This is a genomic window from Streptomyces sp. NPDC058464 (assembly GCF_042721035.1).
Classification (GTDB): Bacteria; Actinomycetota; Actinomycetes; order Streptomycetales; family Streptomycetaceae; genus Streptomyces.
Window position 1 is genome coordinate 187,832 of the sequence record NZ_JBHXMA010000020.1, and the last position, 26,614, is coordinate 214,445.

Below are 26,614 nucleotides of genomic sequence, written 5' to 3' on the forward strand. Positions count from 1 at the left end.
TCCTCCTGACGGCCGGCCCGGTCAGCGGACGGCGGGTGCGTGGATGGCGCCGGTGATCGTGGCCAGGGGCGCGCCACTGCCGCCCCAGCGCAGGGCGACGATCTCGGCGGCGACGGACACCGCGACCTCCTCCGGGGTGCGAGCGCCGAGGTCGAGGCCCAACGGCGAGCGCAGCCGGGACAGTTCGGCCTCGGTGAGACCGGCCTCGGCCAGCCGTGCGCGCCGCTCGCCGTGGGTCCTGCGGCTGCCCATCGCGCCGATGTAGGCGGCGGGCCTGCGCAGCGCCTCCTCCAGCAGCGGCACGTCGAACTTCGGGTCGTGGGTGAGGACGCAGATCACCGTGCGGTCGTCGGTGTCCGTGCCGCTCAGGTAGCGGTGCGGCCAGTCGACGACGACCTCGACGGCGGAGGGGAAGCGCTTCGGGGTGGCGAAGACCGGGCGTGCGTCGCACACGGTGACCCGGTAGCCGAGGAAGTCGCCGATGCGGGCCACCGCGGCCGCGTAGTCGATCGCGCCGAAGACCAGCATCCGGGGCGGCGGCGCGAACGACTGGAGGAACACGGTGACCGCGTCCTCGCGGCGTTCGCCGTGCGGGCCGTAGTGCCTCAGGACCGAGGCGCCGAGGGCGAGTTCGCCGCGCGCGTCGGCGGTGACGGCGACGTCGAGGCCGGTGGTGCCGAGGGAGCCGGCCGCCCGGTCCGGCCAGACGGCGAGCGTGGCCCCCCGCGGTGCGGGGCCGTCCACCACCGTGGCCACGGTCACCGGCTCGCCCTCCGCGACCGACGCGGCGACCGCGCCGAACTCCGGGTCGGAGTCCGCGGTCACCGGCCGGACCAGCAGAGTGATCTCGCCGCCGCAGGTCAGCCCGACCGCGAACGCGTCCTCGTCGCTGTAGCCGAAGGTCTGCAGCGACGGCTCGCCGGTCGCGACGACCTCCTGCGCCAGCTCGAAGACGGCGCCCTCGACACAGCCGCCGGACACGCTGCCCACCACCTCGTCGTCCGGCCCCACCGCCATGGCCGCACCGGGGCCGCGCGGCGCGCTGCGGCTGACCGCCACCACCGTGGCGAGGCCGAACGGGAACCCGGCCGCGTGCCAGCCGGCCAGCGTCGGCAGAATCTCACGCACCGTCCGCTCCCTTCCCCGGCGCAGCACCGTCCTGCGCGCCCCGCACCACCGCGGCGAGCCGCTCGAGAGCGGCCAGGCTGTGTCCGGCGACGAAGGAGTCGACGCTGGGCAGTGCCGCCGCCATCCCGGCCGCCAGCGGTGCGTAACCGGGCCGGGCCTTGCGCGGGTTCGCCCAGACCACCTGGTGCGCCAGGCCGTGCAGCCGGCGCATCTGCTGCCCGAGCAGCTCCGGATCGCCGCGCTCCCAGCCGTCCGAGAGCAGGACGACGATCGCGCCCCGCGCCATGCCGCGCTGCCCCCACCGGTTGAGGAACTCGCGCAGCAGCTCGCCGAGTCGGGTGCCGCCGCGCCAGTCGGGCACGGCCGCCGCGACCTGAGCCATCGCCAGATCGGGGTCCCGGTGCGACAGTTCGCGGGTCACCCGGGTCAGCCGGGTGCCGACGGTGAACACCTCCGTGCGGCCCGCGCGCACCGCCGCGTGCGCGAACCGCAGCAGCGCGTCGGCGTACGGCCCCATCGAACCGCTCACGTCGACGAGCAGCACCACCCGGCGCGGCCGTGCCACCCGCGCGTGCCGCCGCAGCAGGGCCGGCTCCCCGCCGCGCCGCAGCAGCTCCCGTACCGTGCGCCGCGGATCGACCTCACCGCGCCGGGCGGGCCGGCGCCGCGCCGAGCGCCTGGTCTGCCCCTCCAGCGTGAACGCGGCCAGCAGACGGCGTAGTTGGTCCCGTTCGGCGGGGTCCAGCTCGGTGACGTCGCGGTGCCGCAGGACCTCGGAGGAGCTGGCCAGGGCGGCGGTGGGCGGGCCCGGCGGCTCGCTCTCGCCACCGGAGCGGGGTGCGCCGGCCGCCTCCCGTGCGACGAGCCGCAGCCGCGGCGGGGGAGCGGTCCGCACCGGCTGCCGGACGGGTGGTGCGCCGACCGACCCGAAGTAGGCCGCGAACACCCGCTCGTACCGCTCCAGGTCGTCGTGGCCGCCGCACAGCGTGGCCCGCCCCGCCCAGTACACGTCCGAGCGCAGCCCCGGCCGCAGCGCGGCCACGGCGCGCAGGAACGCGTACCCGCGCTCGGCGCTCGCATCCACCCCCGCCGCCCGCAACGCCCGTACGAAACCGAGCAGTACGGCATCCGCCGGCACCCCGGCGGTCCTCGACAGCGTCGCGCCCATGCCCGCTCACCCGCCCCGGGCCGCGAGGACCGCCGAGAGATCGAGCCCCCGCGCCCGCTCCGTGTCCTCCCGGTACTTCAGCACCGAACCCAGCGTCGCCACGGCCAGGTCCGCGTCCACCTCGCTCGCCCCCAGCGCGTCCAGCGCTTCGGCCCAGTCCAGGGTCTCGGCCACTCCGGGCGGCTTGACCAGGTCCGCGCCGCGCAGCGCCTGCACCAAGGCCGTGACCTGCTCGGCGAGGCGGGCCGACACCCGCGGCAACCGGCTGCGCACGATGGCCAGTTCGCGGGCGAAGGAGGGGTGGTCGAACCAGTGGTAGAGGCACCGCCGCTTCAGCGCGTCGTGCACCTCGCGGGTCCGGTTCGAGGTCAGGACCACCACCGGCGGCTCCTCGGCCCGCAGCGTGCCCAGCTCCGGGATCGTCACCGAGTACTCGGACAGCAGCTCGAGGAGGAACGCCTCGAACTCGTCGTCGGCCCGGTCGATCTCGTCGACCAGCAGCACCGACGGATGCTGCTGGAGCGCCAGCAGCAGGGGCCGGGCGATCAGGAAGCGCCGGTCGTACAGTTCGCTCTCCAGCCGGTCCGCGTCCTGCACGCCCGCCGCCTCGGCGGCCCGCAGATGCAGCAGCTGGCGCGGGAAGTCCCAGTCGTACAGGGCCTGGGAGGCGTCGATGCCCTCGTGGCACTGGAGCCGGATCAGCGGTGCGCCCAGCGCCCCGGCGAGGGCGGCGGCGAGCGCGGTCTTGCCCACGCCGGCGTCACCCTCGCAGAACAGCGGCCGGTGCAGTCTGAGGGCCAGGAAGCAGGTGACGGACAGCCCTTCGTCGACGAGGTACCCCGTCTCCGCCAGGCGCGCCCCCACCTGCTCCGGGTCGTCCATCGGGGGAATCGGCGCTCACCCCATTCCGGCGGCGGTCAGCACGGCCCGCCTGGTCAGTACCCGCGCGAGGTGCTCCCGGTAGTCGGGCGAGGCCGACAGGTCCCGGGCGGGCCGGGTGCCCTCGGCGGCGGCCTCGGCGGCCCGGGCCACGGCCCCCGGACCGTCGGCACCGGACAGCGCCTGCTCGGCCGCGCCGGCCCGCAGCGGGGTGGAACCCATGTTGGTGAGCCCGATGCGCGCCTCGGCGATGTGCCCGTCGGCGCGCCGCACCAGCGCCGCGACCCCGACGATCGCCCAGGCCTGCGCGACCCGCTGGAACTTCTCGTAGTGGAAGCCCCAGCTGTCGGTCTTCGGGATCCGCACCTCGACGAGCAGTTCGTCGGGCGCGAGCGCCGACTGCAGGTAGTCCACGAAGAACTCCCCGGCCGGGATCGCACGTCGGCCGCCCGGACCCTCGGCGACCAGTTCGGCGTCGAGGGCGAGCGCCACGGCGGGCAGGTCCCCGGCCGGGTCGGCGTGCGCGAGCGAGCCGCCGAGGGTGCCGCGGTGCCGTACGGCGGGGTCGGCGACGGTGGCCGTGGCCTGAGCCAGCAGCCCGGCGTGCCGCCGTACCAGCGGGTCGCGGATGACGTCGTGGTGGGTGGTGAGCGCGCCGATGACGAGGGTGTCGCCGTCCTCGCGCACCCCGCGCAGCTCCGGGATCCGGCCGACGTCCACGACCAGCTCCGGGAAGGCGAGCCGCAGCCGCAGCAGCGGCAGCAGGCTCTGCCCGCCGGCCAGCACCTTCGCCTCCTCGCCGGCGTCGGCGAGCGCGCGCACCGCCTCGTCGACGCTCGTCGGACGGGCGTACTCGAATTCCGGGGGAATCATGCCGACGCCTCCTTCACCGCTCGCCACACCCGCTCGGGGGTGCAGGGCATCCGTACGTCCGTCACGCCCAGCGGACGCAGCGCGTCCACCACGGCGTTGACCACCGCGGGCGTCGACGCGATCGTCCCGGCCTCGCCGACCCCCTTGACGCCCATGGCGTTCGAGGCCGCCGGGGTCTCGGTCCGGTCGGTGACGAAGTCCGGCAGGTCGGCCGCCGACGGCACGAGGTAGTCGGCCATGGTCCCGGAGACGAGGTTGCCCTCGTCGTCGTAGACGGCCTCCTCGTACAGCGCCTGCGCGATGCCCTGCGCGAGTCCGCCGTGCACCTGGCCCTCGACGATCATCGGGTTGACGACATGGCCGACGTCGTCCACGCAGACGTACGACCTGATCCGGGTCCGCCCGGTCTCGGTGTCGACCTCGACCGCGCACAGGTGGGTGCCGTGCGGGTAGGAGAAGTTCTCCGGGTCGACCACCGTCTCCGCGTTGATGGACGGTTCGACGCCGTCGGGCAGGTCGTGGTTGGTGAACGCCTCGAAGGCGATCTCCTGGATGGTCTTCCGCGCCTCCGGCGAGCCCTTCACGGCGAACACGCCGTCCGTGAACTCCAGGTCCTGCTCGCTGGCCTCCAGCAGGTGCGCGGCGACCTTCCGCGCCTTCTCGACCACCTTCACGGCCGCCCGGTGCACGGCCTCGCCGCCCACGGCCAGCGACCGCGAGCCGTAGGTGTCCATGCCCTGCGGGGAGGACCGGGTGTCGCCGTGCACCACCTCGACGTCCTCGAACGGCACGCCGAGCACGTCGGCCGCGATCTGGCTCCAGCAGGTCTCGTGGCCCTGCCCGTGCGGACTGGTGCCGGTGACCACCTCGACCTTGCCGGTGGGCAGCATGCGGATGCTCGCCGCCTCCCAGCCGCCGGCCGCGTACCGGAGATCGCGCAGCACCCGGCTCGGCGCCAGCCCGCACATCTCGGTGTAGGTCGACACGCCGATGCCGAGGCGTACCGGGTCGCCGCGTTCGTTGCGCCGCTGCTGCTCGGCACGGAGGCCGTCGTACCCGAACAGGGCGAGGGCCTTCTCGGTGGCCGCCTCGTAGTTGCCGGTGTCGTAGGTCAGCCCGGCGATCGAGGTGTACGGGAACTCCTCGTGCCGGATCCAGTTCCGGCGCCGCAACTCCACGGGATCCAGGCCGAGTTCGGCGGCCAGCTCGTCCATGATCCGCTCGATGGCGAAGGTCGCCTCGGGGCGTCCGGCGCCGCGGTAGGCGTCGGTGGGGGTGCGGGTGGTGAAGACGCCGGTGCAGGTGAAGTCGTACGCGTCCATCTTGTAGATCCCCGGGTACATGAAGGCGCCGAGGATCGGGATGCCGGGGGTGACCAGCATCAGGTAGGCGCCCATGTCGGCGGTCAGGTCCACCTTGAGGCCGAGCAGCCTGCCCTCGCGGGTGGCGGCGACCTCGACGTCCTGGATCATGCCGCGGCCGTGGTGGGTGGCGAGGTAGCCCTCGGAGCGGGACTCCGTCCACTTCACCGGGCGGCCGAGCCTGCGGGCGACGGCGAGCGCGACGGCCTCCTCGCCGTACACCTGGAGCTTGGAGCCGAAGCCGCCGCCCACGTCCGGGGCGATCACCCGGAGCTTCTGCTCGGGGATCCCGGTGACGGTGGCCAGCATGATCCGCAGGATGTGCGGGATCTGGGTCGCGGAGTACACCGTGTACTCGCCGGAGGCGGCGATCGGGGTGACCACGACCGCGCGCGGCTCCATGGCGTTGGGGATCAGCCGCTGCTGGTGATAGCGCCGCTTGAGGGTGACGTCGGCGCGCTGCCGTACGGCCTCGAAGCTCTCGCCGGTGGCGAGCGGCCAGGTGTAGCAGCGGTTGGTGCCCTTGTCGGAGTGGACCAGCGGGGCGTCGTCGGCCAGCGCGGCCTCCAGGTCGAGGACCGGGGGCAGCGGGTCGTAGTCGACCTCGACCGCCTCCAGCGCGTCGGCGGCGGCGTACCGGTCGCGGGCCACCACGACGGCCACCGGGTCGCCGGCGTGGCGGACCTCGTCGACGGCGACCGGCGGGTGGTCCGGCAGCACGATGTCCTCGGTGACCGGCCAGGCGCAGGGCAGCGAGCCCAGGCCCTCGGCGAGGTCGGCGCCGGTGAACGCGGCGATGACCCCGGGGCGTTCCAGGGCGGCGGAGACGTCGACGCGGGTGAGGCGGGCGTGTGCCATCGGGCTGCGCAGGACCGCGAGGTGGAGCAGCCCGGCGACCTGGATGTTGTCGGTCCAGCTGGTCTGGCCGGTGATCAGCCGGGCGTCCTCCTTGCGCAGCCGGGAGCGGCCGATCTCGTGTGCGGCGGCTTGTACGGCCTGGTCGGTCATGCCGTGGCCTCCTCGGGTACCTGTTGCCCGGCGGGGGCCTGCTGTCCGGCCTGCTGCCCGTCCGGTTGTCCGGCGGCGGCGAGCACCGCGCGGACGATGTTCTGGTAGCCGGTGCACCGGCACAGATTGCCCTCCAGGGCCTCCCGGACCTCGTCGGAGGACGGGTGCGGGTTCTCCCGCAGCAGATCCCGGGCCGCCATGATCATCCCGGGGGTGCAGTAGCCGCACTGCAGCCCGTGCCGCTCGTGGAACGCCCGCTGCAGCGCCGTCCACTGCCCGTCCTCGGCCAGCCCCTGGACGGTGGTCACCGTGCAGCCGTCCGCCTGGACGGCCAGCACCGAGCAGCTCTTGACGGTCGCCCCGTCCAGGTCGACCGTGCACGCGCCGCAGTTCGAGGTGTCGCAGCCGATCGGGGTGCCGGTCAGGCCGAGACGGTCGCGCAGGTAGTGGGCCAGCAGCAGACGGGGTGCCACCTCGTCCTCGTAGGGCGTGCCGTCCACCGTCACCTTGATGTGGGTCATGTGGCCTCCAGACCGTGTGGCGAGAGCGAGGGGTTTGAGCCAGACGGCGTGATGTAGGTCACTCTAGAACCGCGCCGAGAGGGCGGCGAGCGCTGCGGCGGGGGCTCTTGCCGAGCGTGGTCCGGGGGCTCTTGTCGAGTGTGGGGGCGGGCGCCCTCGCCGAGCGTTAATCGATTGCGGCCGCCGGGGCCGTCCTGCTGCACTGCTCCTCACCCGACGTCACGGAGAGAGGACCACCGATGCGCACTGCGTGCATGTCCACCGAGGAAGGAATCCCACCCATGCCGAAGGACATCACGACCGGTGCATCTGCTCAATCTCGGAATTCTCGCGCATGTCGACGCAGGTAAGACCAGCCTGACCGAACGGCTGCTGCACACCGCCGGCGTCATCGACGAGCTCGGCAGTGTCGACGACGGCAGCACCACGACCGACTCGCTCGCCCTGGAGCGGCAGCGCGGCATCACCATCAAGTCCGCCGTCGTGTCGTTCCCCCTCGACGGCGTCACCGTCAACCTCATCGACACCCCGGGGCACCCGGACTTCATCGCCGAGGTGGAGCGGGTTCTCGGTGTCCTCGACGGCGCGGTGCTCGTCGTCTCGGCCGTGGAGGGCGTCCAGGCGCAGACCCGCGTCCTGATGCGGACCCTGCGGCGGCTGCGCATCCCCACCCTGGTCTTCGTCAACAAGATCGACCGGCGGGGCGCCCGCGACGACGCCGTGCTCGCCCAGCTGGCCCGCAGGCTCGCCGTGCCGCTCGTCCCCATGGGCCGGGCCGCCGCGCTCGGCACCCGCGCCGCCCGCTTCCTGCCCGGCCTCGGCCCGGCCGCGCTGGACACGCTCGCCGACCGGGACGACGCGCTGCTCGCCGCCTACCTCGACGGCGGTGTCCCCGACGCCCGGCTGCGCGCCGCCCTCGCCGAGCAGACCCGGCGGTCCCTGGTCCACCCGGTGTACTTCGGCTCCGCCGTCACGGGCGCCGGCGTGCCCGACCTGGTCGCCGGCATCGAGCGGCTGCTCCCGGCCGCCGCCGGCGACCCGGCCGGGCCGCTGTCCGCCTCGGTCTTCAAGGTGGAGCGGGGCCCGGCGGGCGAGAAGATCGCGTATGCCCGCCTCTTCTCCGGGAGCCTCGCGGTCCGTGACCGGGTCCTGTTCGGGGAGGGCCACGGGACGGGGGAGCCCCGGGCCGCCGACCGCGGCGCGTCCGGGCGGGCGGCCACCGGCCGACCGGAAGGGCGGGTCACCGCGCTCAGCGTGTTCGAGTGCGGTACGGACCTCCGGCGGGACAGCGCCGGTGCCGGGCGGATCGTCAAGCTGTGGGGGCTCGGCGGCATCCGGATCGGTGATGCGCTCGGCGCGCCCGGCCGGGCGTACGAGCACCACTTCGCGCCCCCGACCCTGGAGACCGTCGTGGTCCCCGGGGCGGGCACCGACCGGCGCTCCCTGCACGTCGCCCTCACCCAGCTCGCCGAGCAGGACCCGCTGATCGACGTCCGGCACGACGAGGCACGGCAGGAGACCTCCGTCTCCCTCTACGGCGAGGTGCAGAAGGAGGTGATCCAGGCGACCCTCGCCGACGAGTACGGCCTGGACGTGGCCTTCCGGGAGTCGACGACCATCTGCGTCGAACGGCTCACCGGCACCGGGGCCGCCGTCGAGTTCAACAAGAAGGACGGCAACCCCTTCCTCGCGACGGTCGGCCTGCGGGTGGAGCCGGCCCCGCCCGGCGCGGGCATCGGCTTCCGTCTGGAGGTGGAGCTGGGCTCGATGCCGTACGCCTTCTTCAAGGCCGTCGAGGACACCGTGCGCGAGACCCTCGGCCAGGGGCTGCACGGCTGGCGGATCCCGGACTGCGCGGTGACCATGACCCACTCCGGCTACTCGCCCCGGCAGAGCCATGCGCACCAGGGCTTCGACAAGAGCATGTCGAGCACCGGCTACGACTTCCGCGGTCTGACCCCGCTGGTGCTCACCGAGGCGCTGCGGCGGGCCGGCACCCTGGTGCACGAGCCCATGCACCGCTTCCGCCTGGAGGCCCCGGTGGACACGCTGGGCGCGCTGCTTCCGGTGCTCGCCGGGCTCGGCGCGGTGCCGCAGCGGACCGGGACCGAGGGGATGCTCGCGGTCCTGGAGGGCGCGGTGCCGGCGGCCCGGGTGCACGGACTGGAGCAGCGGCTGCCGGGGCTGACCCGGGGCGAGGGCGAGCTGGAGACCGCCTTCGACCACTACGCGCCGGTGGAGCGGGGCCCCGTCCCGGAGCGGCCGCGCACCGACCACAACCCGCTGAGCCGTAAGGAGTACCTGTTGAACGTGGCCGGTCGAGTGGCCGGCTGAGCGAACCGGTACTCAACTTACTCGTGAGTCAGAAGTATTGACTGTGTCCGGAAATCACCGGACTGTAATGGACATGACGAATATCCGGGCACGACTGATCGTTGTCCTGGTTGTCCTCTGCGGATTCCTCGCGGTGGCGGGCGTCCCGTCCGCCACCGCAGCCACCCCGTCCGGCTCCCTCTCGTTCGACGGCACCGCGCTCACCGTGCAGAACGGCCGTTTCGTCGACGGCCAGGGCCGTGAGGTCGTGCTGCGCGGCTACAACGTCTCCGGCGAGACCAAGCTGGAGGAGAACAGCGGCCTGCCCTTCGCCTCGGTCGCCGACGCGAAGAAGTCCGCCACCGCGCTGCGCGCCCTCGGCGGCGGCAACGCCGTGCGCTTCCTGCTCTCCTGGGCGCACGCCGAACCCGTCCAGGGCCAGGTCGACACCACCTACCTGGCCAACGCGACCGCGCAGATGCAGGCGTTCCTCGACGTCGGCATCCGCGTCTTCCCCGACTTCCACCAGGACCTGTACTCCCGCTACCTGTTCAACTCGGGCAGCTGGTACACGGGCGACGGCGCCCCCGAATGGGCCGTGGCGCTGGGCGACTATCCGACCGAGTACTGCGGCATCTGCTTCCTCTGGGGCCAGAACATCACCCAGAACGCGGCCGTCCAGGAAGGCCAGTACGACTTCTGGCACAACAACTACGGCCTCCAGGACGCCTTCCTGGCCACGGCCCAGACCACCATGACCTACCTGGCCCAGCACCTGACGTCCGACGAGTTCGCCGGTGTGGTCGGCTTCGACCCGTACAACGAGCCGTACGCCGGCTCCTACGACTCCGGCGAGGCCTCCCGCACCTGGGAGCAGAACCGGCTGTGGCCCTTCTACCAGAAGTTCCGCGCCCGGATGGACGCGGCCGGCTGGAGCAGCAAGCCCGCCCTCGTCGAACCGAACCTCTACTGGAACGGCAACGTCTCCAAGGAGGAGGGCGGCCTGCTGGACGCGGGCACGCTCGGCTCGCGCTACGTCTTCAACACCCACTTCTACGACCAGAAGGCCATCTCCGGCATCCTCATGTGGGGCAATGCCGCCGACGGCCAGTACTCCACCGACTTCGGCACCATCCGGGACCGGGCGTCGGCCGCCGGGACCACGGCGATCGTCAGCGAGTTCGGGCATCCGCTGTCCGGCACCACCGCAGGCAAGGCGCCGACCGTCGACAAGGCGATGTACCAGGCCCTCGACTCCCGTCTCTCCGGGGCCAATTGGTGGTCCACTCCGGCGTCCTCCGGGCCGGTCCTCTCCGGCACCCAGTGGCAGTGGGACATCTACAGCGGCCGCCACCACGAGCTGATGAACGACAACCCCGACAAGGTCCTCACCTCCGGCGACGCCTGGAACGACGAGGACATGTCCGCGGTGAACATGACCGACTCCGGTACCGTGACGCTCCGTCAGGACGCCCGGCTGCTCGACCGGATCTACCCGAGCGCCACCTCCGGCTCCACCCTCGCCTACACCTACGAGGACCGTTCCCGGGACGGCTCCACGACCCTGACCTGGAACCCGGTGCCCAGCTCCCTGCCGAACGTGGCCGCGCTGGTCGGCTCCGGCCAGTACGCCGTCCAGGTCTGGCGCTCCAGCAGTGCCACCGCACCGACCGACCTGCATCTCCCGGCCTCCTTCCCGACCGCGTCCACCACCGTCGTCTCCGACCTGGGCACGTCCTACGCGCCCCCGTCGTACACGTCCTCGACCCCGGTCGGCGTGGCGGCGGAACCGGGTGGGACGGGCAGCCGCCGACTGCTGCTCACCGACTCGGACTCCGGCGTGCTGCACTTCGCGCTGGTGACCAACGGGGCGACCTCGCCCAGCTCCACCCTGCTGAACGCGGCCAAGGCGGAACTGGCCGCCTGGGTTGCGGCGAAGTTCTGAGCAGTGCTTCGGCCTCCGGGGTGCCGCGCATCCCGGAGGCCGAAGTCCGTGATGAGCCGTCAACTCCCCGACGAACCCGTCCAGTCGGCCTGCACATGGCCGAGCCGGACGCGCTGCGGGTGGTCGCCCACCGGGACGGAGAGCACCTTCTGACCGGTGCCGAAGTCGATGGCCGTCACCTGGTCGGCACCGGCCTCCGAGATGATGCAGTCCTTGCCGTCGCCGCTCACGGTCGCCCAGTAGGGCGTGGACGCGGTGACGAGCGGGCCCTCCTGGAGCGTGGTCCGGTCCACGACCGTCGCGTAGTTGTCCATCGTCCCGGCGACGCACAGCTTGGTGCCGTCCGGCTTCATCGAGATGCCGTGGTGGCGCGAGTCGAGGAGCCAGGTGGTGCGGTCGGTGCTGGTCGCCGGGTTCGCCGGCAGCGTCTTCACCCGGGTGATCTTGTCGGTGGCGATGTCGTACTCCAGGAAGCCGTTGAAGAACGACACCTGGAAGTACATCTTCGACCAGTCGGGTGTGAAGGCCGCGGGCCGGACCGCGTCCGAGAAGTCCGTCAGGCCGATCGCGTCCAGCCGGTCCCGCATGTCGATGGTCTTGACCTGCTTGTAGGTCGTGGCGTCCGCGACGGTGATGTGTCGGTCGCCCTTCGTCCAGTCCCAGATCGGATCGTCGAGCGAGGTGGTGACCTCGCCGATCGCCATGTTCCAGATGTACTTGCCGTCCGGGCTGAAGACGTTCTCGTGCGGCTTGTCACCGGTGGCGAACTCGCCCAGTTCCTTACCGGTGTTGATGTCCAGCACCTGCACCTTGTTCGCGGTGGACGCCGAGACCGCGACCTTCGTGCCGTCGGGGGAGACGGCCATGTGGTCGGCGCGGTAACCGGCCACCGGGAAGCGCCAGTTGATCGTGTCGGTGGCGAGGTCGATGGAGACGACGTCGGCGAAGCTCGGGCGCGAGACGACCACGGACTTTCCGTCCGGGGTGGAGTACATGTCGTCCACGTACTGGTCGTGGCCCTGGCCGACCTCGTTGCGGATCGACGTGTAGTAGATCCACTTGATGGGGTCGGCGTTGATCTCGGCGATCCGCGCGGCCTTGTCGGGGATGACGTTGAGCTGGCCGACCTTTGCGAAGTCGCCGGTCGAGTTCAGGACGGTCGCGGTGCCGTCCCAGTTGTTGCCGACGAACAGCACCTCGCGCAGGGACGCGTCGGCCGCGGCGGTGGCGGCGGTCGCGGGTGCGGCGACGGTCAGGACGAGGGCGGCGGCCATGGAGCAAAGGTGCCTGGGTCTGAAGGCAGGCATGACTGCTCTCTCCTCTGAAGGGGGGTGGGGACGCGCCCGTGCCCGTGCGGTCAATGGGTCACGAAATCTGAACACAGGCGCGTTCAAAGTGAACTTACTGAAAAGTAAGGAGGGGGTGGCTGAGTCCACAAGAGGCGTACGCGAGAAAATTGGCCATCGGGCGGTCGACGGAGGGGGCAATCTTGGCGGGCAGGCTCAAGGCACCGACGGGTCGCTACGGCGGCCGGTCCGCCGAGGAACGCAAGGCCGAGCGACGTCGGCGCTTCCTGGACGCGGCGCTTCGGCTCTTCGGCGACGCACCGGGGTTTCGCGCCACCACCGTCGCCGCGCTGAGCCAGGCGGCGGGTCTGTCGACCCGTCAGTTCTACGAGGAGTTCCGCACGTTGGAGGACGTGCTCGCCGCGTTGCACCTGGAGGTCAACGGGTGGGCGGAGGCGGCGGTGGCGGCGGCGTTCGCGGAGGCGGAGCCGCTGCCGCTCGTCGAGCGGGTGACGGTGCTGTTCCGGGCCTACGCTCGGGACGTCACTTCCGACCCGCGTCGTATCCGCATCGCCTTCGTGGAGATCATCGGGGTCAGTCCCCGGCTGGAGGAGCAGCGGCTGGCGCGGCGGGCGCGGTGGGTGGAGCTGATATGCAGCGAGGCGGACGCGGCGGCGGCGCGGGGGGACGCGGCGCCGCGGGACTACCGGCTGGCGGCGACGGCGTTCATCGGCAGCGTGAACGGGTTGCTGCACGACTGGAGTGCGGGGTGGGTGGACGCGAGTCTGGATGACGTCGTGGAGGAGTTGGTGCGGTTGCTGGTGGGGATCTTGCGGCCGGAGGGGTGGAGTCCGGGGGGCTCGCGGTAGTGGTGTGTCTGCGGGTGCGTGGTCGCTGGTCGCGCCCACGCGGCGGAGCCGCATATCGGATACAGCCCCGCGCCCCTAAAGGGGCGCTCTTGCCCCCGGCGTCTAGCAGGTCAGCTCGTCCAGCGCTGCGACCACCGGGGCCACGCCGTCTTCCGTTCGGATTCTGCGGCCCAACTCGGCTGCCCGCTGCGCGAATTCGGGTCGCTCGGTCGCCTGATGGAGCGCATCCGCCAGTGTCTCCACGCGCAACCCCCGCAGCGGAACGGCGGCCGGCGCCACCCCGAGGCCCACGAGCCGCGCCGCCCAGAACGCCTCGTCGAACTGGATCGGGAGCGGTACCGCCGGTACCCCTGCCCGCAGGCCCGCCGCCGTCGTGCCCGCGCCCGCGTGGTGGACCACCGCCGCCATCCGGGGGAACAGGACCGAGTGCGGCAGCTCGCCGATGGTCGGCATGTCGTCGCCGTCGGCGGTCAGGCCGCCCCAGCCACTCTGGATCACCCCGCGCAGCCCGGCCCTCCGCAGCGCCGCCATGACCTGCCCGCTCAGCAGCTTCGCGTCGGGAACCGTGGCGCTGCCCAGGCCGACGAACACCGGCGGCGGACCGGCGTCCAGGAACGCCGCCACCCCCTCGGGGAGCCGTGCCTCGCCGTCGTACGGCCACCAGTAGCCGCACACCCCGAGGCCCGGGCGCCAGTCGCGGGGGCGGGGGACCACCTGGGGGCTGAAACCGTGCTGGACGGGCCACAGCCTGCGCTCCCTGGCCCGGCGGGCGGTGCCGGAGCGCTGCGGGGGCAGGGCCAGGCGGGTGCGCAGCGCGGGGACGGTGGATGCGAAGACCTGTTCCACGGCCAGGGTCACGCCGTGTCCGGCGATCCGGTTCCCGGTGGCGCCCCAGGTGCCGCCGCCGAGCACGGGCGGCGCGAACTCCCGGGTGGCGGCGAGTGGTTGGAGGTAGACGCCCATACTGGGCAGCCGGAGCCCCTCTGCGATGGTGTGGCCGATCGGGGCCAGGGAGGCCGACAGCAGGAGGACGTCGCTGGCCTGTGCGGCCGCGAGCAGGTCGTCCGTCATCCGTCCGACCAGCCGGCGGGCCAGCTCCACCACCCGCAGCAGTTTGCCGACCCCGCTGGCGCTGCGGTGCAGCCCGCGCCCCCGGGCGGACTCCAGCTCGGTCCGGGGATCGACCGGCAGGGGGTGGAAGCCGACTCCGGACCCTTCGACCAGCCCCGCGAAGCGGCCGTGTGTGACCAGGGTGACCTCGTGTCCGGCACGGCTCAGCCCGTACCCGAGTCCGGTGTAGGGGGCGACGTCGCCCCGCGAGCCCGCCGTCATGATCGCTACGCGCACGCCCAGCAGTATGGCGGCGCGCGCGTCCCGGTGGGGTGAACGACTCGTAGGGAACGGCGACTTCACACCTGTCACAGCCGTTGACTTCACCCTCCGGCGGCTCTACGGTCGGCGCGCGACATGTTCGGGACATCGATCCACGTTCGTAATCACGAACAACATGAGCTGCGTGCCGAACGTGAGTGAGCCGTACCCCCCTCGTGCACCCCCGTGGAGGAGCCGCATGTACCCCCCGCCCAGATCGACCGGCAGCGGTCTCGTACGACACCTGTGGGCCGCCGCCGTACGCGCCCTCGCCCTGACCCTGACGGCCGCGGCCGCGCTGCTCTTCGCCGCCCCGGGCCCGGCCCAGGCGGCGACGGTTCCGCAGGTCTCGGTGCCCACCGCCCCGATGGGCTGGGCCTCCTGGAACAGCTTCGCGGCGAAGATCGACTACGACGTCATCAAGGCGCAGGTCGACGCGTTCGTCGCGGCCGGCCTCCCGGCCGCCGGCTACAAGTACATCAACATCGACGAGGGCTGGTGGCAGGGCACCCGGGACAGTGCCGGCAACATCACCGTCGACACCAGTGAGTGGCCCGGTGGCATGAGCGCCATCGCCGACTACATCCACAGCAAGGGCCTGAAGGCCGGCATCTACACCGACGCGGGCGCGAACGGCTGCGGCTACTACTACCCGACCGGCCGCCCGGCCGCCGCCGACACCGGCAGCGAGGGGCACTACGCCCAGGACATGCTCCAGTTCTCCGAGTGGGGCTTCGACTTCGTGAAGGTCGACTGGTGCGGCGGCGACGCCGAGGGCCTGGACGCGGCCACCACGTACAGGTCGATCAGCTCGGCCGTCGCCACGGCCGCCGCCACCACCGGCCGCCCGCTGACCCTGTCCATCTGCAACTGGGGCTACCAGAACACCTGGAACTGGGCGACGGGCCTCGCCCCCATGTGGCGGACCAGCACGGACATCTACTACTACGGCGGCACGGCGTCGCAGTCGGCTGTCCTGTCCAACTTCGACCAGACCCTGCACCCGGCCGCCCAGCACACCGGCTACTACAACGACCCCGACATGCTCACCGTCGGCATGTCCGGCCTCACGGCGGCCCAGAACCGCACCCACATGGCCCTGTGGGCGATCTCCGGAGCGCCGCTGCTCGCCGGCAACGACCTCACCACGATGACCAGTGAGACGGCCGCCATCCTCAAGAACTCCGACGTCGTCGCCGTCGACCAGGACGCGCGGGGGCTGCAGGGCGTCAAGGTCGCCGAGGACAGCACCGGTCTGCAGGTCTACAGCAAGGTCCTCGCCGGCACCGGCAGTCGCGCGGTCGTGCTGCTCAACCGCACCTCCGCCGCCGCGAACATCACCGCCCGCTGGTCCGACCTCGGCCTGACCAGCGCCTCCGCGACGGTCCGCGACCTGTGGGCGCAGACGAACCTCGGCTCGTACGCCACGAGTTACACCACCAGCGTCCCGGCCGGCGGCTCGGTGATGCTCAAGGTCAGCGGCGGTACGGAGGCGGCGAGCACCAGCTACAGCGCGTCCTCCACCGGCAAGTACACCGGTGTCAGCGCCGCGAGCACCGGCCTGGACGTCGTCGACGTCGCCTACACCAACTCCGGCTCCACCGCCGTCACCGGCACCCTCCAGGTCAACAGCCAGACCGCGACCACGGTCTCCTTCCCGCCGACGGGGTCCGCGCAGGGCACCGTGTCCGTGCAGGTCGACCTGAGCAAGGGTTCGGGCAACTCGCTCACGTTCACCGGGAGTTCGCTGCCGTCGCTCGGCTCGATCACGGTGAGCCCGATCCCCGGAACCAACGGCACACTCATCGTGGGCAAGGCCTCCAGCCGCTGTGCCGACGTCTACAACAACACCATCACCAACGGCACCCAGGCCGAGATCTGGGACTGCAACGGCGGTCAGAACCAGGCGTGGACGTACACCTCGCGCAAGGAGTTCGTGGTGTACGGCAACAAGTGCCTGGACGCCTACAACCAGGGCACGACCAACGGCACCAAGGTCGTCATCTGGGACTGCAACGGGCAGAACAACCAGAAGTGGAACGTCAACTCGGACGGGACGATCACGAACGTCAACGCCGGGTTGTGCCTGGATGCCTATGGGGCGGCCACGAGCAACGGGACGTCGCTGGTGCTGTGGGCCTGCAACGGGGGGACCAACCAGCAGTGGAGTCAGAGCTGAGTAGGTAGTTCGTCGGGCGCGGGTGGACTGTGGCTGGTCGCGCAGTTCCCCGCGCCCCTTCGGGGGCGCGTCATCGCTCAGGCCGACAGTGAGATCAGGGCAGTTGACGCCAAGAGGGCGCAGGCGAGGACGGAGCCGACGACGAGTCGCAGGCGAAGCGTCTGGTATCTCTGCTCGTACTCCTGCCTCAGTGTCTCCGCGCGTTGCGCCGTGCGCTGCCAGGATCTGCGGGCCAGGGCCACGTACTCGGTCTCGAAATGCCGCTCAAGGTCGACTCGCTGAGTGTCCGTGAGCCAGCCGAAGCGGTCCGCGAGCCGAGCCGCCGCCCTCCGGCCCTCCTCCCTGGTCGCGGACAGCAGCAGATGCCCCTCGATCTGGTTGACCAGTGCCCGTTCCTCCTCCCTCGCCGTCATCGTGCGCTCAACTCGCGCTCCACGGGGGCATGGTGCAGGTCGAACGCCGGTGACTCGCTGCGGATCCGGGGGAGGGCGTGGAAGTTGTGGCGCGGGGGAGGGCACGACGTCGCCCACTCCAGGGAGCGGCCGTAGCCCCACGGGTCGTCCGATTCGACCTTCTCCCCGTACCTGGCCGTCTTCCAGACGTTGTAGAAGAACGGGAGCAGGGACGCGCCCAGCAGGAACGAGAAGGTCGTCGAGACCGTGTTGAGCGTGGTGAGGCCCTCGGCCGCCAGGTAGTCGGGGATCCGGCGTTGCATGCCCTCGGCGCCCAGCCAGTGCTGGACCAGGAACGTGCCGTGGAAACCGGTGAACAGGGTCCAGAAGGTGATCTTGCCGAGCCGCTCGTCCAGCATCTTGCCCGTGAACTTGGGCCACCAGAAGTGGAATCCGGCGAACATCGCGAAGACGACCGTACCGAAGACCACGTAGTGGAAGTGGGCGACGACGAAGTACGAGTCGGAGACGTGGAAGTCGATCGGCGGGGACGCGAGCATCACGCCGGTCAGACCGCCGAAGACGAAGGTCACCAGGAAGCCCGTGGTCCAGAGCATGGGCGTCTCGAAGGACAGGGAGCCCTGCCACATGGTGCCGATCCAGTTGAAGAACTTCACCCCCGTCGGGACGGCGATCAGGAAGGTCATGAAGGAGAAGAAGGGGAGGAGCACGCCTCCCGTGACGTACATGTGGTGGGCCCATACGGTCACCGAGAGGCCGGCGATGGCGATGGTCGCCCCCACCAGGCCGAGGTAGCCGAACATCGGCTTGCGGGAGAAGACCGGGATGACCTCCGAGACGATGCCGAAGAACGGCAGCGCGATGATGTAGACCTCCGGATGGCCGAAGAACCAGAAGAGGTGCTGCCAGAGCAGTGCTCCGCCGTTCGCCGCGTCGAAGACGTGGGCGCCGAACTTCCGGTCCGCCTCAAGCGCGAACAGGGCGGCGGCGAGGACGGGGAAGGCGAGCAGGACCAGCAGAGCCGTCAGCAGGACGTTCCAGACGAAGACCGGCATCCGGAACATGGTCATGCCGGGTGCGCGCATGCAGATGATCGTGGTGATGAAGTTGACCGCGCCGAGGATGGTGCCGAAGCCGGAGAGGGCCAGACCCATGATCCACATGTCGGTGCCGGCGCCCGGCGAGCGGACCGCGTCCGAGAGCGGTGCGTAGGCGAACCAGCCGAAGTCGGCCGCGCCCTGCGGGGTGAGGAAGCCGCCGACCGCGATGGTGGAGCCGAGCAGGTAGAGCCAGTAGGCCAGCATGTTCAGGCGCGGGAAGGCCACGTCCGGGGCGCCGATCTGGAGCGGCATGATCCAGTTCGCGAAGCCCGCGAACAGCGGCGTCGCGAACATCAGCAGCATGATCGTGCCGTGCATCGTGAACGCCTGGTTGAACTGCTCGTTCGACATGATCTGGAGGCCCGGGCGGGCCAGCTCGGCGCGCATCAGCAGGGCCGTCACCCCGCCGAGAAGGAAGAACGCGAACGCTGTGACCAGGTACAGCGTCCCGATCGTCTTGTGATCCGTGGTCGTGAGCCACTTGAGGTTCCGCATGCCCCGCCTGTGTCCGGGCTGTGCCCGCCGGTCACACTCGACGGATGCGACGAGCGTCACGGAGACGGGTGTGACGATCGGGCAGGTGCCGGACAGGAACGGGACATGAGCAACGACGAGGTCTTCGCCGCTGCCTATCGCCGGCACTACTGGGCGGTCAGCCGCTATGTCGCGCGGCGACTGGACGGGCGGACCGGCGAGGTGGAGGAAGTGGTGGCGGAGGTGTTCACGGTGGCCTGGCGGCGCCGCGCCGACCTGCCGGCCGCCCCGCTGCCCTGGCTGTACGGCGTGGCACGCAACTGCCTCGCCAACGCGGTGCGCGGGTACGGGCGCCGCCGCCGGCTCCTGGACCGGGTGGGCAACGACGACACCGCGCACCGACGGCACGTCGTGGACAGCCCCGGCAGCGAGCGGCCCGGCGCCTGGGTGCACGAGGCGCTCGCCCGGCTGTCCCCGGCCGACCAGGAGGTGCTGCGGCTGACGGCGTGGGAGGAACTCGGCGTCGACGAGGTCGCCGTCGTCCTGGGCTGCGGGAAACGGGCGGCGGCGATGCGGCTGCACCGGGCCCGCCGCCGGCTCAGAGCCGAGATCGACCGACTGCGCCCCCCTGCCGCCGAGGCTCTCTCCGAGGGACACCGCCATGGCTGACGAACTCGACCTGCTGCGTGCCGCCGACCCGGCCCCCGCCGACGGCCCCTACTTCGGCGACGGCCCCCTCGACCACACCGCCGAACGGCACCTCGCCCGGCTGCTGCACGAGCCGCGCCCCGTGCGCCGGACCCGGCCGCGGCTGGCGTGGGGGCTGGTCGCGGCCGCCGTCGTGGTCGCGACCACGCTGACGCTGCTCCTGGGCGGTTCGTCGGGCACGCCCGCTCTCGCCGCACCCCGGCCGCTGACCGTCCGTGCCCACTCCGTGCCCGTACCGCTCGCGGACGTGGCGGAACTGGCCGCCGTCGCGGCCCGCGACGGGTCGCCCGCCCTCCGTCAGGGCACCCATGTGCAGTCCTGGAGCCTGGGCATGAGCGACGGCAAGCCGCCCGTCACCCTGCCCGAGGAGAGAGTCGTGCGCTGGCAGGCCGACGGCAGCCACACCGAACTGGTCGTGGCCACCGACCCGAGTCGTCCGGGCCGCCCGGTCCTCACCGACGCAGGCGACACACCGCGGCTCGTCGAGGACGGCCATGTGCTCAGCCGGCGGACCTATCCGCCGATGTGGGGCGACGCCCCACCGCTGGCGACACCCCCGCACGACCCGGCGAAGCTGCGCGCCTACCTGACCGAGCTGAACCACACCGACACCCTCGACACGCCCGAACTCCTCGACGCGGCCGCGGAGTTGCTGGACAACTGGACGCTCGGCGCCGGTGAGTCGGCGGCGCTGGCCGAACTCCTCGCGAAGGCCGGCGGACTGCGCCCGGTGGGGGAGGTCACCGACCGGCTGGGCCGCACCGGGCAGGCGTACGTCTACGACAGCGGCTCCGGGCTGCGCCGGATGCTGATCCTCGACCCGGCCACCGGGACCGTCCTCGGCATGGAGTCCACACTCACCCGGGACGACCCCGAGTACGGCGTGAAGGCCGGGGCCGTCATGCAGTACAGCGCCTGGATGCGCTGAGCACGCCCCGCGTCACGCCCCGAGCTGCCGGGCGGCCGCCGTCACCGTCTGCTCCAGCAGTACGGCGATGGTCATCGGACCGACCCCGCCCGGCACCGGCGTGATCAGCGAGGCCCGCTCGACGGCGGTGTCGAAGTCGACGTCGCCGACGTTGCCCTCGTTGTAGCCGGCGTCGAGCACGACCGCGCCCGGCTTGATGTCCTGGCCCCGGATCAGCCGGGGCCGGCCCACGGCGGCGACCACGATGTCGGCCTCGCGGACGACCGCCGACAGGTCGCGGGTACGGGAGTGGCAGTAGGTGACGGTGGCGTCGCGGGCCAGCAGCAGCATGCCGGCCGGCTTGCCCAGGATCGCGCTGCGGCCGACGACCACCGCTCGCTTCCCTGCCGGGTCGACGTCGTAGGCGTCGAGGAGCCGCAGGATGCCGCCGGGCGTGCAGGAGACGAAGCCGGGCAGGCCGAAGCTCATTGTCGCGAACGACGCGAAGGTCACGCCGTCCACGTCCTTCTCCGGCGCGATCGCCTCGAACGCGGCCCGCTCGTCGATGTGTTCGCCGACCGGGTGCTGGAGCAGGATGCCGTGCACGGCCGGGTCGGCCGACAACTCGCCCAGGACGGCGACGAGTTCCTCGGTGGTCGTGGCGGCGGGCAGGGCCACGTGCCGGGAGGCGATGCCCGCCTTGCGGCTGCGGTTCTGCTTCATCCGGACGTAGGTGACGGAGGCGGGGTCCTCGCCGACGAGCACGGTCGCCAGACACGGTGTGACACCGGTCCGCGCCGTGAGGTCGGCGGCCCGCTTCGCGGTCTCCTCGACGATCCGGCGGGCGACGGCGGTTCCGTCGATGAGGCGGGCCTGGGACATGCGGCACACTCCTGAGCTGTTCGACCTTGATCGCCCAGGCGCACGGCATCGACGGTGCGGACCGCTCCACGGTGGTGATCCACCTCAGCGCCAGTCACGGCCCGCCCACAGGGTAACCGAGCCGTCAGCGCTTCCCGCGGCGGTGCGGCGCCCGCAGGACCGTCCACAGCAGCAGGGCGGGCGCACCGCGACGCCGGCGGCGGGCGTGTCCCAGCGCCGCCCGCGCCGAGAAGGTCCAGGTCAACCGGGAGCTGACCTGGACCCTCGCGGTCCTCCCGACTACTCGTCCCATGCCTGGATCATGATCTGCTCGGCGATCTTGCCGTCCCGCAGCGTGATCATCGACTCGGCGAGCACCCGGACCCCGTCCCCGTACTCGCAGGACTCGCTGAACGCGGCCTTGTCGCCCTGGACGATGCACTGGTCCAGCGTGTGTGTCATGTCGCGGCTGTAGACGTCGTCCAGCAGCGCGGCGATGTCCCTGCGGCCGTGCAGGACCTTGGGGTGGCTGGGCTGGGTGTTGCGGTCGATGATGCGGATCTCCGCGTCGTCCGCGTAGAGCGCCAGCAGGCTGTTCCCGGTGTTCCCCTCTATGGCCCGGCGCAACGTGGCGGTGTCGAACGTGGAACCGGTCGCGGTGCCCATGGTGACCTCCTGCGGGAGCCCGCGACCCGATGCGGAGCAGGCCGCGCGAGCCCCTCACATCGAGCGTCCTCCGCCCCGCCGGGGTCGGCAAGCGCAGGCCGCGCACTCCGCCTGACGGGTGAGGGGGAGCGGCTGCCCGTGTCCGGCCCGGTGCCGGGGCCGTTGCTGAGGACATGATCTCAACACGACGTATCGTCGCCGCCGTCGGCCTTGCCGTCGGGGTCACCGGCCTCGCCGCGCCGCTGGCGAACGCGGCCGACGCGAGCGCGCAGCACCCCGGGAAGCTCACCGCGCTCGGCGTGCTCGACTCGCTCGCCCGCAGTGACATCCCGGCGCCGTACAAGGACGAGATCCCGAAGGTCTCGGACCAGCTGCAGGGCCTGAACGGAGTCCAGAGGCTGGGCGAACTGCACCAGGTCACCGACCTGGCCGCGCCCGTCATGGGACTGGTGCCGGCCGTCGAGTCCTGACCCCCCTGACCGCATCGCGAGGGCCGTCCCGGAACCGGGGCGGCCCTCCGCCGTACCCGGCCCCCGGACGCCGTGACCTACGGCCGGATGCCGTGGTCAGTGCTCGGAGGCGAGGAACTGTGTCGCCGCCAGCTCCGCGTACAGCGGGTCCGCCGCCACCAGCTCGCGGTGCGTGCCCACCGCGCGGACCAGGCCCGCGTCCATGACGACGATCCGGTCCGCCATGGTCACCGTCGACAGCCGGTGCGCAACCACCAGCACCGTGGTCGACCGCGCCACGTCGGCGACCGTGTCCCGGAGCGCCGCCTCGTTCACCGCGTCCAGCTGCGAGGTGGCCTCGTCCAGGAGCAGCAGCCGGGGCCGGCGCAGCAACGCCCGGGCGATCGCGACCCGTTGCCGCTCCCCGCCGGACAGCTTGGTCCCGCGATGCCCGACCAGCGTCTCCAGCCCCTGCGGCAGCCGGGCGACCAGGCCGTCGAGCCGGGTCGTCTTCACCACCCGCGCGACCGCGTCCTCGTCCGCCGCCGGGTTGCCGAGCAGCAGGTTGTCCCTGAGCGTGCCCGACAGCACCGGCGCGTCCTGCTCGACGTACCCGATGGCCGAACGCAGCAGCGGCAGTTCCCAGTCGGCCACCGGGCGGCCGTCCACGGCGATGGTGCCGGACTCGGGGTCGTAGAACCGCTCGATCAGCGAGAACACGGTGGTCTTGCCGGCGCCGGACGGCCCGACGAACGCCGTCATGCCCCGCGCGGGGACGTCGAAGCTGACACCGTGGTGGACGTACGGCAGGTCGTCGGCGTAGCGGAAGCGCACGTCGGTGAAGGCGACCGAGGCCGGTTCGGCGCCGCCGGTCGGCAACTCGGCGGGCAGGGACGCGGGTTCGGCGGGCAGCCGCAGCGCCTCCTGGATCCGGGCGAGCGCGCCGGCGCCGGTCTGGTACTGGGTGATCGCCCCGACCACCTGCTGGATCGGCTGCATCAGGTAGAAGACGTAGAGCAGGAACGCCACCAGCGTGCCCACGCCGATCGCACCGGTCGCCACCCGGGCCCCGCCCACCGCGAGCACCGTGATGAACGCCAGCTGCATCGCGAGCCCCGCCGTGTTCCCGGCGGCCGCCGACCACTTGGCGGCCCGCACGCTCTGCCGCCAGGACTCCTCGGCCGCCTCGTGCAGGGCCAGCTCCTCGCGGTGCTCGGCACCCGACGCCTTCACCGTGCGCAGCGCGCCCAGCACCCGCTCCAGCGAGGCCCCCATCACCCCGACCGCGTCCTGCGCCCGGCGGCTCGCCCGGTTGATGCGCGGCACGATCGTGCCCAGCACCGTGCCCGCCAGGGCGATCACGACGAGGGTGACGCCAAGGAGCACGGGATCGACCACCCCCATCATCACCACGGTGGCGACCAGGGTGAGTCCGCCGGTGCCGAGCGCGACCAGCGAGTCCGTGGTGACCTCGCGCAGCAGGGTGGTGTCCGAGGTGATCCGTGCCATCAGGTCGCCGGGTTCGGTGCGGTCCACGGCGGTGATCCGCAGCCTGAGCAGATACGACGACAGGGTGCGCCGCGCCCCGAGCACCACCGACTCGGCGGTGCGCCTGAGCACGTACGAACCCAGCGCGCCCACCGCTGCGTTGCCGACCACCAGAGCGGCCATCGCGAGCAACTTGGCGGTGATGGAACGGTCGTGGGACAGGTCGTCGATCAACCCCCGGGCCACCAGCGGCAGCAGCAGCCCGGTCGCGCCCGTCACCAGCGAGAGCACCGCGCCGGCCAGCAGGGCCCAGCGGTGCGGCCGTACATAGGAGAGGAGCAGCCGGAACACGGGCTCCTTCGGCTGACTCGTCGGAACTGCGTCTGCGGCGGCGGTCACGGTGCTCCTCGTCCGGCGGTGGGCGGCGCCCTCCGACGCTCCCCAGGCTACGTCGGCCGCTCCCGGTACCGGCGTGCGGTCAGCCGCGGGCGGAACCGGGGGCGGCGAGGGCCGCGAGGGTCGCGTCGAGGTCCGTCGCGCGCGGCCGGTTGTGCGGCAGCTTCGCCAGCAGCGCGGCCATTCCGCACGTGTCGGTGAGCGCGGAGTACACCAGGCCGCCCGCGACCCCCGCCGACAGCAGCAGCCAGACCGGGTGCAGTTGCCCGAGGGCCAGCCCGGCGAGGACGACCGTCCCGGCGGTGAACCGCACCTGTCGCTCCATGGCCCATGCCGTACGGGACCCGCCCCGCGGCCGGTGCACTTCGTGACCGCGCGCGGCCCAGCCGCGGGTGCCGCCGGTGAGGGTGGCCGCCGGGATGCCGTGCCCGGCCAGGACCGCCCGGGCGTTCTCCGCGCGGGCGCCGGAGGCGCAGACGAGGAGGAGCTCGCCGTGCGCCGCCCGGAGCGCGGGCAGGGCCCGCTCCAGGCTGTCCAGCGGGATGTTGTGGGCGCCGGGGAGATGGCCGGACGCGTACTCGCCCGGGGTGCGGACGTCGACGACGGTGAGTTCGGGGAGACGGGTGAGGGCGTGGTCGGGGTCGAGTGCCGGGTGCGACGGTGTGGTGGGCATGAGGATGCGATCCTTTCGGGAGGTGGTGAGCGGCGCGGTACCATACCCCTACGGGTATGTGAGGAGTGGTCGTGGAGCTTCAGTTCGAAGGTGATGAGCTCAAGTCGGTGCTGAACCGGCTGCGCCGGGCGCAGGGGCAGATCTCCGGCGTGATCAAGATGATCGAGGAGGGCCGTGACTGCGAGGACGTGGTCACCCAGCTCGCCGCCGCCTCGCGCGCCCTGGACCGGGCGGGCTTCGCGATCATCGCGACCGGGCTCCAGCAGTGCATTGCCGACCCCGGGCGGGGCGGCGCGGACGGCGAGACCACCGAGCAGATGAAGGCGCGGCTGGAGAAGCTGTTCCTGTCACTGGCCTGAGCGGGCCGTCGGAAGCGCCGCGGTGTGCCGTCTGTCGGGTGCGGCGCCGTCGTGGCTGGTCGCGCCCACGCGGCGGAGCCGCATATTGATACAGCCCCGCGCCCCTTCAGGGCGCTGCCGCTGAGCGCGTCAACCGACCGCGTCGACCAGCATGAACGCGGCCACCGCGAGCAGCGCGTAGGCGAAGATCCGCTGGAGGGTGCCCGCGGACAGCCGGGCCGCGAGTCGTCTGCCGTCCCAGGCGCCCAGGATCGCGGCCCCGGCGAACGGGCCCACGGCCGACCAGTCGACGTCCGCCGCCGAACCGGTGCGTGCCGCCAGCGCGGTGAGCGAGTTGATCGTGATGACCAGCAGGCTGGTCCCGATCGCCGCGCGCATCCGCAGCCCCACGACGTTCACCAGGGACGGTACGGCGAGAAACCCGCCGCCCACGCCGAGCACCCCGGTCACCGCGCCGAGACCGGCGCCCGCCCCGGCCACCCGGGACGCCCTGGCCGCTACCGGTACCGCGGTGGACCCGGGGGTGGACGGCCGCAGCATGCGCAGTGCCGCCACGGCGGCGAGCACCGCGAACGCCCCGGTCAGCAGCGCCGCCGGCAGCTGCCGGGAGATCGCGCCGCCCACTGCCGCCGGTACGATCCCGGCCGCCGCGAAGACGGCCCCGGCCCGCCACCGCACCGCGCCCTCGCGGGCGTGCGCGACGAGCGCCGTGGCCGAGGTGACCGTGACGACGACCAGGCTGGCGGTGGTGGCCGCGGCCGGGGTGAAGCCGAGCAGATAGATCAGCGCCGGTACGGCCAGCACGCTGCCGCCACCGCCCAGGGCCCCGAGCGCCAGCCCGGTGACCGCCCCGGCGCCGAGGGCGAGCAGGAGCGCGCTCATTCGGGGGTGCCCTCGGCGCCGACCGCGAGGCCCGCCGCGCGCCAGGCGGTCATCCCGCCCTCGACGTCCACGGCGTCCAGTCCGCGGGCCGTCAGCAGTGCCACTGCCTCCCGCGACCGCCGCCCCGAGCGGCAGATCACGACGAGCGGGCGGTCCGCGGCGGCCGGTGGCAGCGGAGCCCCGGCCGCCAGCCCGGACAGCGGGGCGTGCACGGCCCCCGGCGCGTGTCCGGCCACCCATTCGCCGGCCTCGCGGACGTCCAGCAGCACGGCGCGCGCGTCGGTGCGCACCACTGCGTCCGCGTCCGTGCGCTCCCGCGCCTCGGCCGGCGTGAGCC

Annotated in this window: 25 protein-coding genes and 1 riboswitch; of the genes, 8 read left to right on the top strand and 17 right to left on the bottom strand. The window is 72.4% G+C overall.

What is annotated here, in order from left to right; translation table 11 throughout:
* Positions 1–21: 21 nt before the first annotated feature.
* From ACFWPQ_RS26025 to ACFWPQ_RS26050, 6 genes are read right to left on the bottom strand one after another with little or no spacing between them, the layout of a single operon-like run.
* On the bottom strand, positions 22–1,128 hold the full coding sequence (locus ACFWPQ_RS26025) for an XdhC family protein (protein ID WP_384039299.1): 1,107 nt from the start codon (positions 1,126–1,128) through the stop codon (positions 22–24).
* On the bottom strand, positions 1,121–2,296 hold the full coding sequence (locus tag ACFWPQ_RS26030) for a VWA domain-containing protein (protein WP_384039302.1): 1,176 nt from the start codon (positions 2,294–2,296) through the stop codon (positions 1,121–1,123). Before ACFWPQ_RS26030 ends, ACFWPQ_RS26025 begins: the two co-directional genes overlap by 8 nt.
* A gap of 6 nt (positions 2,297–2,302) precedes the next feature.
* A complete protein-coding gene (locus ACFWPQ_RS26035) occupies positions 2,303–3,178 on the bottom strand; it encodes an AAA family ATPase (protein ID WP_384039305.1) in 876 nt (291 codons plus the stop codon).
* Positions 3,179–3,193: 15 nt separating this feature from the next.
* The gene (locus ACFWPQ_RS26040; RefSeq protein WP_384039308.1) at positions 3,194–4,048 is read right to left on the bottom strand and encodes an FAD binding domain-containing protein; all 855 of its coding nucleotides are present in this window, start codon (positions 4,046–4,048) and stop codon (positions 3,194–3,196) included.
* The gene (locus ACFWPQ_RS26045; RefSeq protein WP_384039311.1) at positions 4,045–6,417 is read right to left on the bottom strand and encodes a xanthine dehydrogenase family protein molybdopterin-binding subunit; all 2,373 of its coding nucleotides are present in this window, start codon (positions 6,415–6,417) and stop codon (positions 4,045–4,047) included. The genes ACFWPQ_RS26040 and ACFWPQ_RS26045 overlap by 4 nt, the downstream gene beginning before the upstream one ends.
* Positions 6,414–6,938 carry a (2Fe-2S)-binding protein gene (locus ACFWPQ_RS26050; RefSeq protein WP_384039314.1) on the bottom strand — a complete coding sequence of 175 codons (525 nt, stop codon included), beginning with the start codon at positions 6,936–6,938 and terminating at the stop codon, positions 6,414–6,416. Before ACFWPQ_RS26050 ends, ACFWPQ_RS26045 begins: the two co-directional genes overlap by 4 nt.
* A 303-nt stretch (positions 6,939–7,241) precedes the next feature.
* Between ACFWPQ_RS26050 and ACFWPQ_RS26055 the strand changes: the two genes are divergently transcribed.
* Both ACFWPQ_RS26055 and ACFWPQ_RS26060 read left to right on the top strand, forming a co-directional pair.
* Positions 7,242–9,272: a GTP-binding protein gene (locus ACFWPQ_RS26055; protein ID WP_384039318.1), complete on the top strand. Its 2,031-nt coding sequence runs from the start codon at positions 7,242–7,244 to the stop codon at positions 9,270–9,272.
* Between the two features lie 67 nt (positions 9,273–9,339).
* Positions 9,340–11,196, top strand: coding sequence for a cellulase family glycosylhydrolase (locus ACFWPQ_RS26060; protein ID WP_384039321.1), 1,857 nt, complete (start codon positions 9,340–9,342; stop codon positions 11,194–11,196).
* A 59-nt stretch (positions 11,197–11,255) separates the two neighbouring features.
* Here ACFWPQ_RS26060 and ACFWPQ_RS26065 read toward each other — a convergent pair whose 3' ends face one another.
* Positions 11,256–12,503 (bottom strand): YncE family protein, encoded by a 1,248-nt coding sequence (locus ACFWPQ_RS26065; RefSeq protein WP_384039323.1) that lies wholly within the window; start codon positions 12,501–12,503, stop codon positions 11,256–11,258.
* A 182-nt stretch (positions 12,504–12,685) separates the two neighbouring features.
* On the opposite strand from ACFWPQ_RS26065, the gene ACFWPQ_RS26070 reads away from it, so the two are divergent.
* Positions 12,686–13,351, top strand: a complete 666-nt coding sequence (locus ACFWPQ_RS26070) for a TetR/AcrR family transcriptional regulator (RefSeq protein ID WP_384039326.1) — start codon at positions 12,686–12,688, stop codon at positions 13,349–13,351.
* A gap of 102 nt (positions 13,352–13,453) precedes the next feature.
* Here the strand turns inward: ACFWPQ_RS26070 and ACFWPQ_RS26075 are convergent, their stop codons facing one another.
* The gene (locus ACFWPQ_RS26075; RefSeq protein ID WP_384039383.1) at positions 13,454–14,683 is read right to left on the bottom strand and encodes a glycosyltransferase; all 1,230 of its coding nucleotides are present in this window, start codon (positions 14,681–14,683) and stop codon (positions 13,454–13,456) included.
* Positions 14,684–14,921: 238 nt separating this feature from the next.
* Here ACFWPQ_RS26075 and ACFWPQ_RS26080 point away from each other — a divergent pair, with 238 nt between their 5' ends.
* Positions 14,922–16,901 carry a ricin-type beta-trefoil lectin domain protein gene (locus ACFWPQ_RS26080; RefSeq protein ID WP_384039329.1) on the top strand — a complete coding sequence of 660 codons (1,980 nt, stop codon included), beginning with the start codon at positions 14,922–14,924 and terminating at the stop codon, positions 16,899–16,901.
* Between the two features lie 77 nt (positions 16,902–16,978).
* Here ACFWPQ_RS26080 and ACFWPQ_RS26085 read toward each other — a convergent pair whose 3' ends face one another.
* Together ACFWPQ_RS26085 and ctaD are read right to left on the bottom strand one after the other, a co-directional pair.
* Positions 16,979–17,314: a hypothetical protein gene (locus ACFWPQ_RS26085; protein ID WP_384039332.1), complete on the bottom strand. Its 336-nt coding sequence runs from the start codon at positions 17,312–17,314 to the stop codon at positions 16,979–16,981.
* Positions 17,311–18,909 carry a cytochrome c oxidase subunit I gene (gene ctaD / locus ACFWPQ_RS26090; protein ID WP_384039335.1) on the bottom strand — a complete coding sequence of 533 codons (1,599 nt, stop codon included), beginning with the start codon at positions 18,907–18,909 and terminating at the stop codon, positions 17,311–17,313. The genes ACFWPQ_RS26085 and ctaD overlap by 4 nt, the downstream gene beginning before the upstream one ends.
* 105 nt (positions 18,910–19,014) lie before the next feature.
* Here ctaD and ACFWPQ_RS26095 point away from each other — a divergent pair, with 105 nt between their 5' ends.
* Entirely contained in the window at positions 19,015–19,557 is a 543-nt protein-coding gene (locus ACFWPQ_RS26095) for a sigma-70 family RNA polymerase sigma factor (RefSeq protein ID WP_361291809.1), read from the top strand.
* Positions 19,550–20,524 (top strand): CU044_5270 family protein, encoded by a 975-nt coding sequence (locus ACFWPQ_RS26100; RefSeq protein ID WP_384039338.1) that lies wholly within the window; start codon positions 19,550–19,552, stop codon positions 20,522–20,524. The genes ACFWPQ_RS26095 and ACFWPQ_RS26100 overlap by 8 nt, the downstream gene beginning before the upstream one ends.
* A gap of 12 nt (positions 20,525–20,536) precedes the next feature.
* On the opposite strand, the gene ACFWPQ_RS26105 is transcribed toward ACFWPQ_RS26100, so the two are convergent.
* The 3 genes from ACFWPQ_RS26105 to ACFWPQ_RS26115 all read right to left on the bottom strand — a co-directional run bounded on the left by ACFWPQ_RS26105 (position 20,537) and on the right by ACFWPQ_RS26115 (position 22,030).
* Positions 20,537–21,385, bottom strand: coding sequence for a bifunctional 5,10-methylenetetrahydrofolate dehydrogenase/5,10-methenyltetrahydrofolate cyclohydrolase (locus ACFWPQ_RS26105; RefSeq protein ID WP_384039341.1), 849 nt, complete (start codon positions 21,383–21,385; stop codon positions 20,537–20,539).
* A 25-nt stretch (positions 21,386–21,410) separates the two neighbouring features.
* Positions 21,411–21,493, bottom strand: a riboswitch (ZMP/ZTP riboswitch).
* A 16-nt stretch (positions 21,494–21,509) separates the two neighbouring features.
* Complete coding sequence (locus tag ACFWPQ_RS26110) at positions 21,510–21,677, bottom strand: hypothetical protein (RefSeq protein WP_361291813.1); 168 nt, start codon at positions 21,675–21,677, stop codon at positions 21,510–21,512.
* The gene (locus tag ACFWPQ_RS26115; RefSeq protein WP_361291815.1) at positions 21,665–22,030 is read right to left on the bottom strand and encodes a nuclear transport factor 2 family protein; all 366 of its coding nucleotides are present in this window, start codon (positions 22,028–22,030) and stop codon (positions 21,665–21,667) included. Before ACFWPQ_RS26115 ends, ACFWPQ_RS26110 begins: the two co-directional genes overlap by 13 nt.
* Before the next feature lie 173 nt (positions 22,031–22,203).
* Here ACFWPQ_RS26115 and ACFWPQ_RS26120 point away from each other — a divergent pair, with 173 nt between their 5' ends.
* Positions 22,204–22,500, top strand: a complete 297-nt coding sequence (locus ACFWPQ_RS26120; protein WP_384039345.1) for a hypothetical protein — start codon at positions 22,204–22,206, stop codon at positions 22,498–22,500.
* Between the two features lie 96 nt (positions 22,501–22,596).
* Here ACFWPQ_RS26120 and ACFWPQ_RS26125 read toward each other — a convergent pair whose 3' ends face one another.
* Complete coding sequence (locus ACFWPQ_RS26125; RefSeq protein ID WP_384039348.1) at positions 22,597–24,366, bottom strand: ABC transporter ATP-binding protein; 1,770 nt, start codon at positions 24,364–24,366, stop codon at positions 22,597–22,599.
* A gap of 79 nt (positions 24,367–24,445) precedes the next feature.
* Positions 24,446–25,036, bottom strand: coding sequence for a rhodanese-like domain-containing protein (locus ACFWPQ_RS26130; RefSeq protein ID WP_384039350.1), 591 nt, complete (start codon positions 25,034–25,036; stop codon positions 24,446–24,448).
* Between the two features lie 71 nt (positions 25,037–25,107).
* Between ACFWPQ_RS26130 and ACFWPQ_RS26135 the strand changes: the two genes are divergently transcribed.
* Positions 25,108–25,395, top strand: a complete 288-nt coding sequence (locus ACFWPQ_RS26135) for a metal-sensitive transcriptional regulator (protein WP_361291823.1) — start codon at positions 25,108–25,110, stop codon at positions 25,393–25,395.
* Between the two features lie 129 nt (positions 25,396–25,524).
* Here the strand turns inward: ACFWPQ_RS26135 and ACFWPQ_RS26140 are convergent, their stop codons facing one another.
* Both ACFWPQ_RS26140 and ACFWPQ_RS26145 read right to left on the bottom strand, forming a co-directional pair.
* On the bottom strand, positions 25,525–26,277 hold the full coding sequence (locus ACFWPQ_RS26140) for a sulfite exporter TauE/SafE family protein (protein WP_384039353.1): 753 nt from the start codon (positions 26,275–26,277) through the stop codon (positions 25,525–25,527).
* Positions 26,274–26,614, bottom strand: a 341-nt coding sequence (locus ACFWPQ_RS26145; RefSeq protein ID WP_384039356.1) for a rhodanese-like domain-containing protein, incomplete at its 5' end; no start/stop codon positions are given. The genes ACFWPQ_RS26140 and ACFWPQ_RS26145, both read right to left, overlap by 4 nt.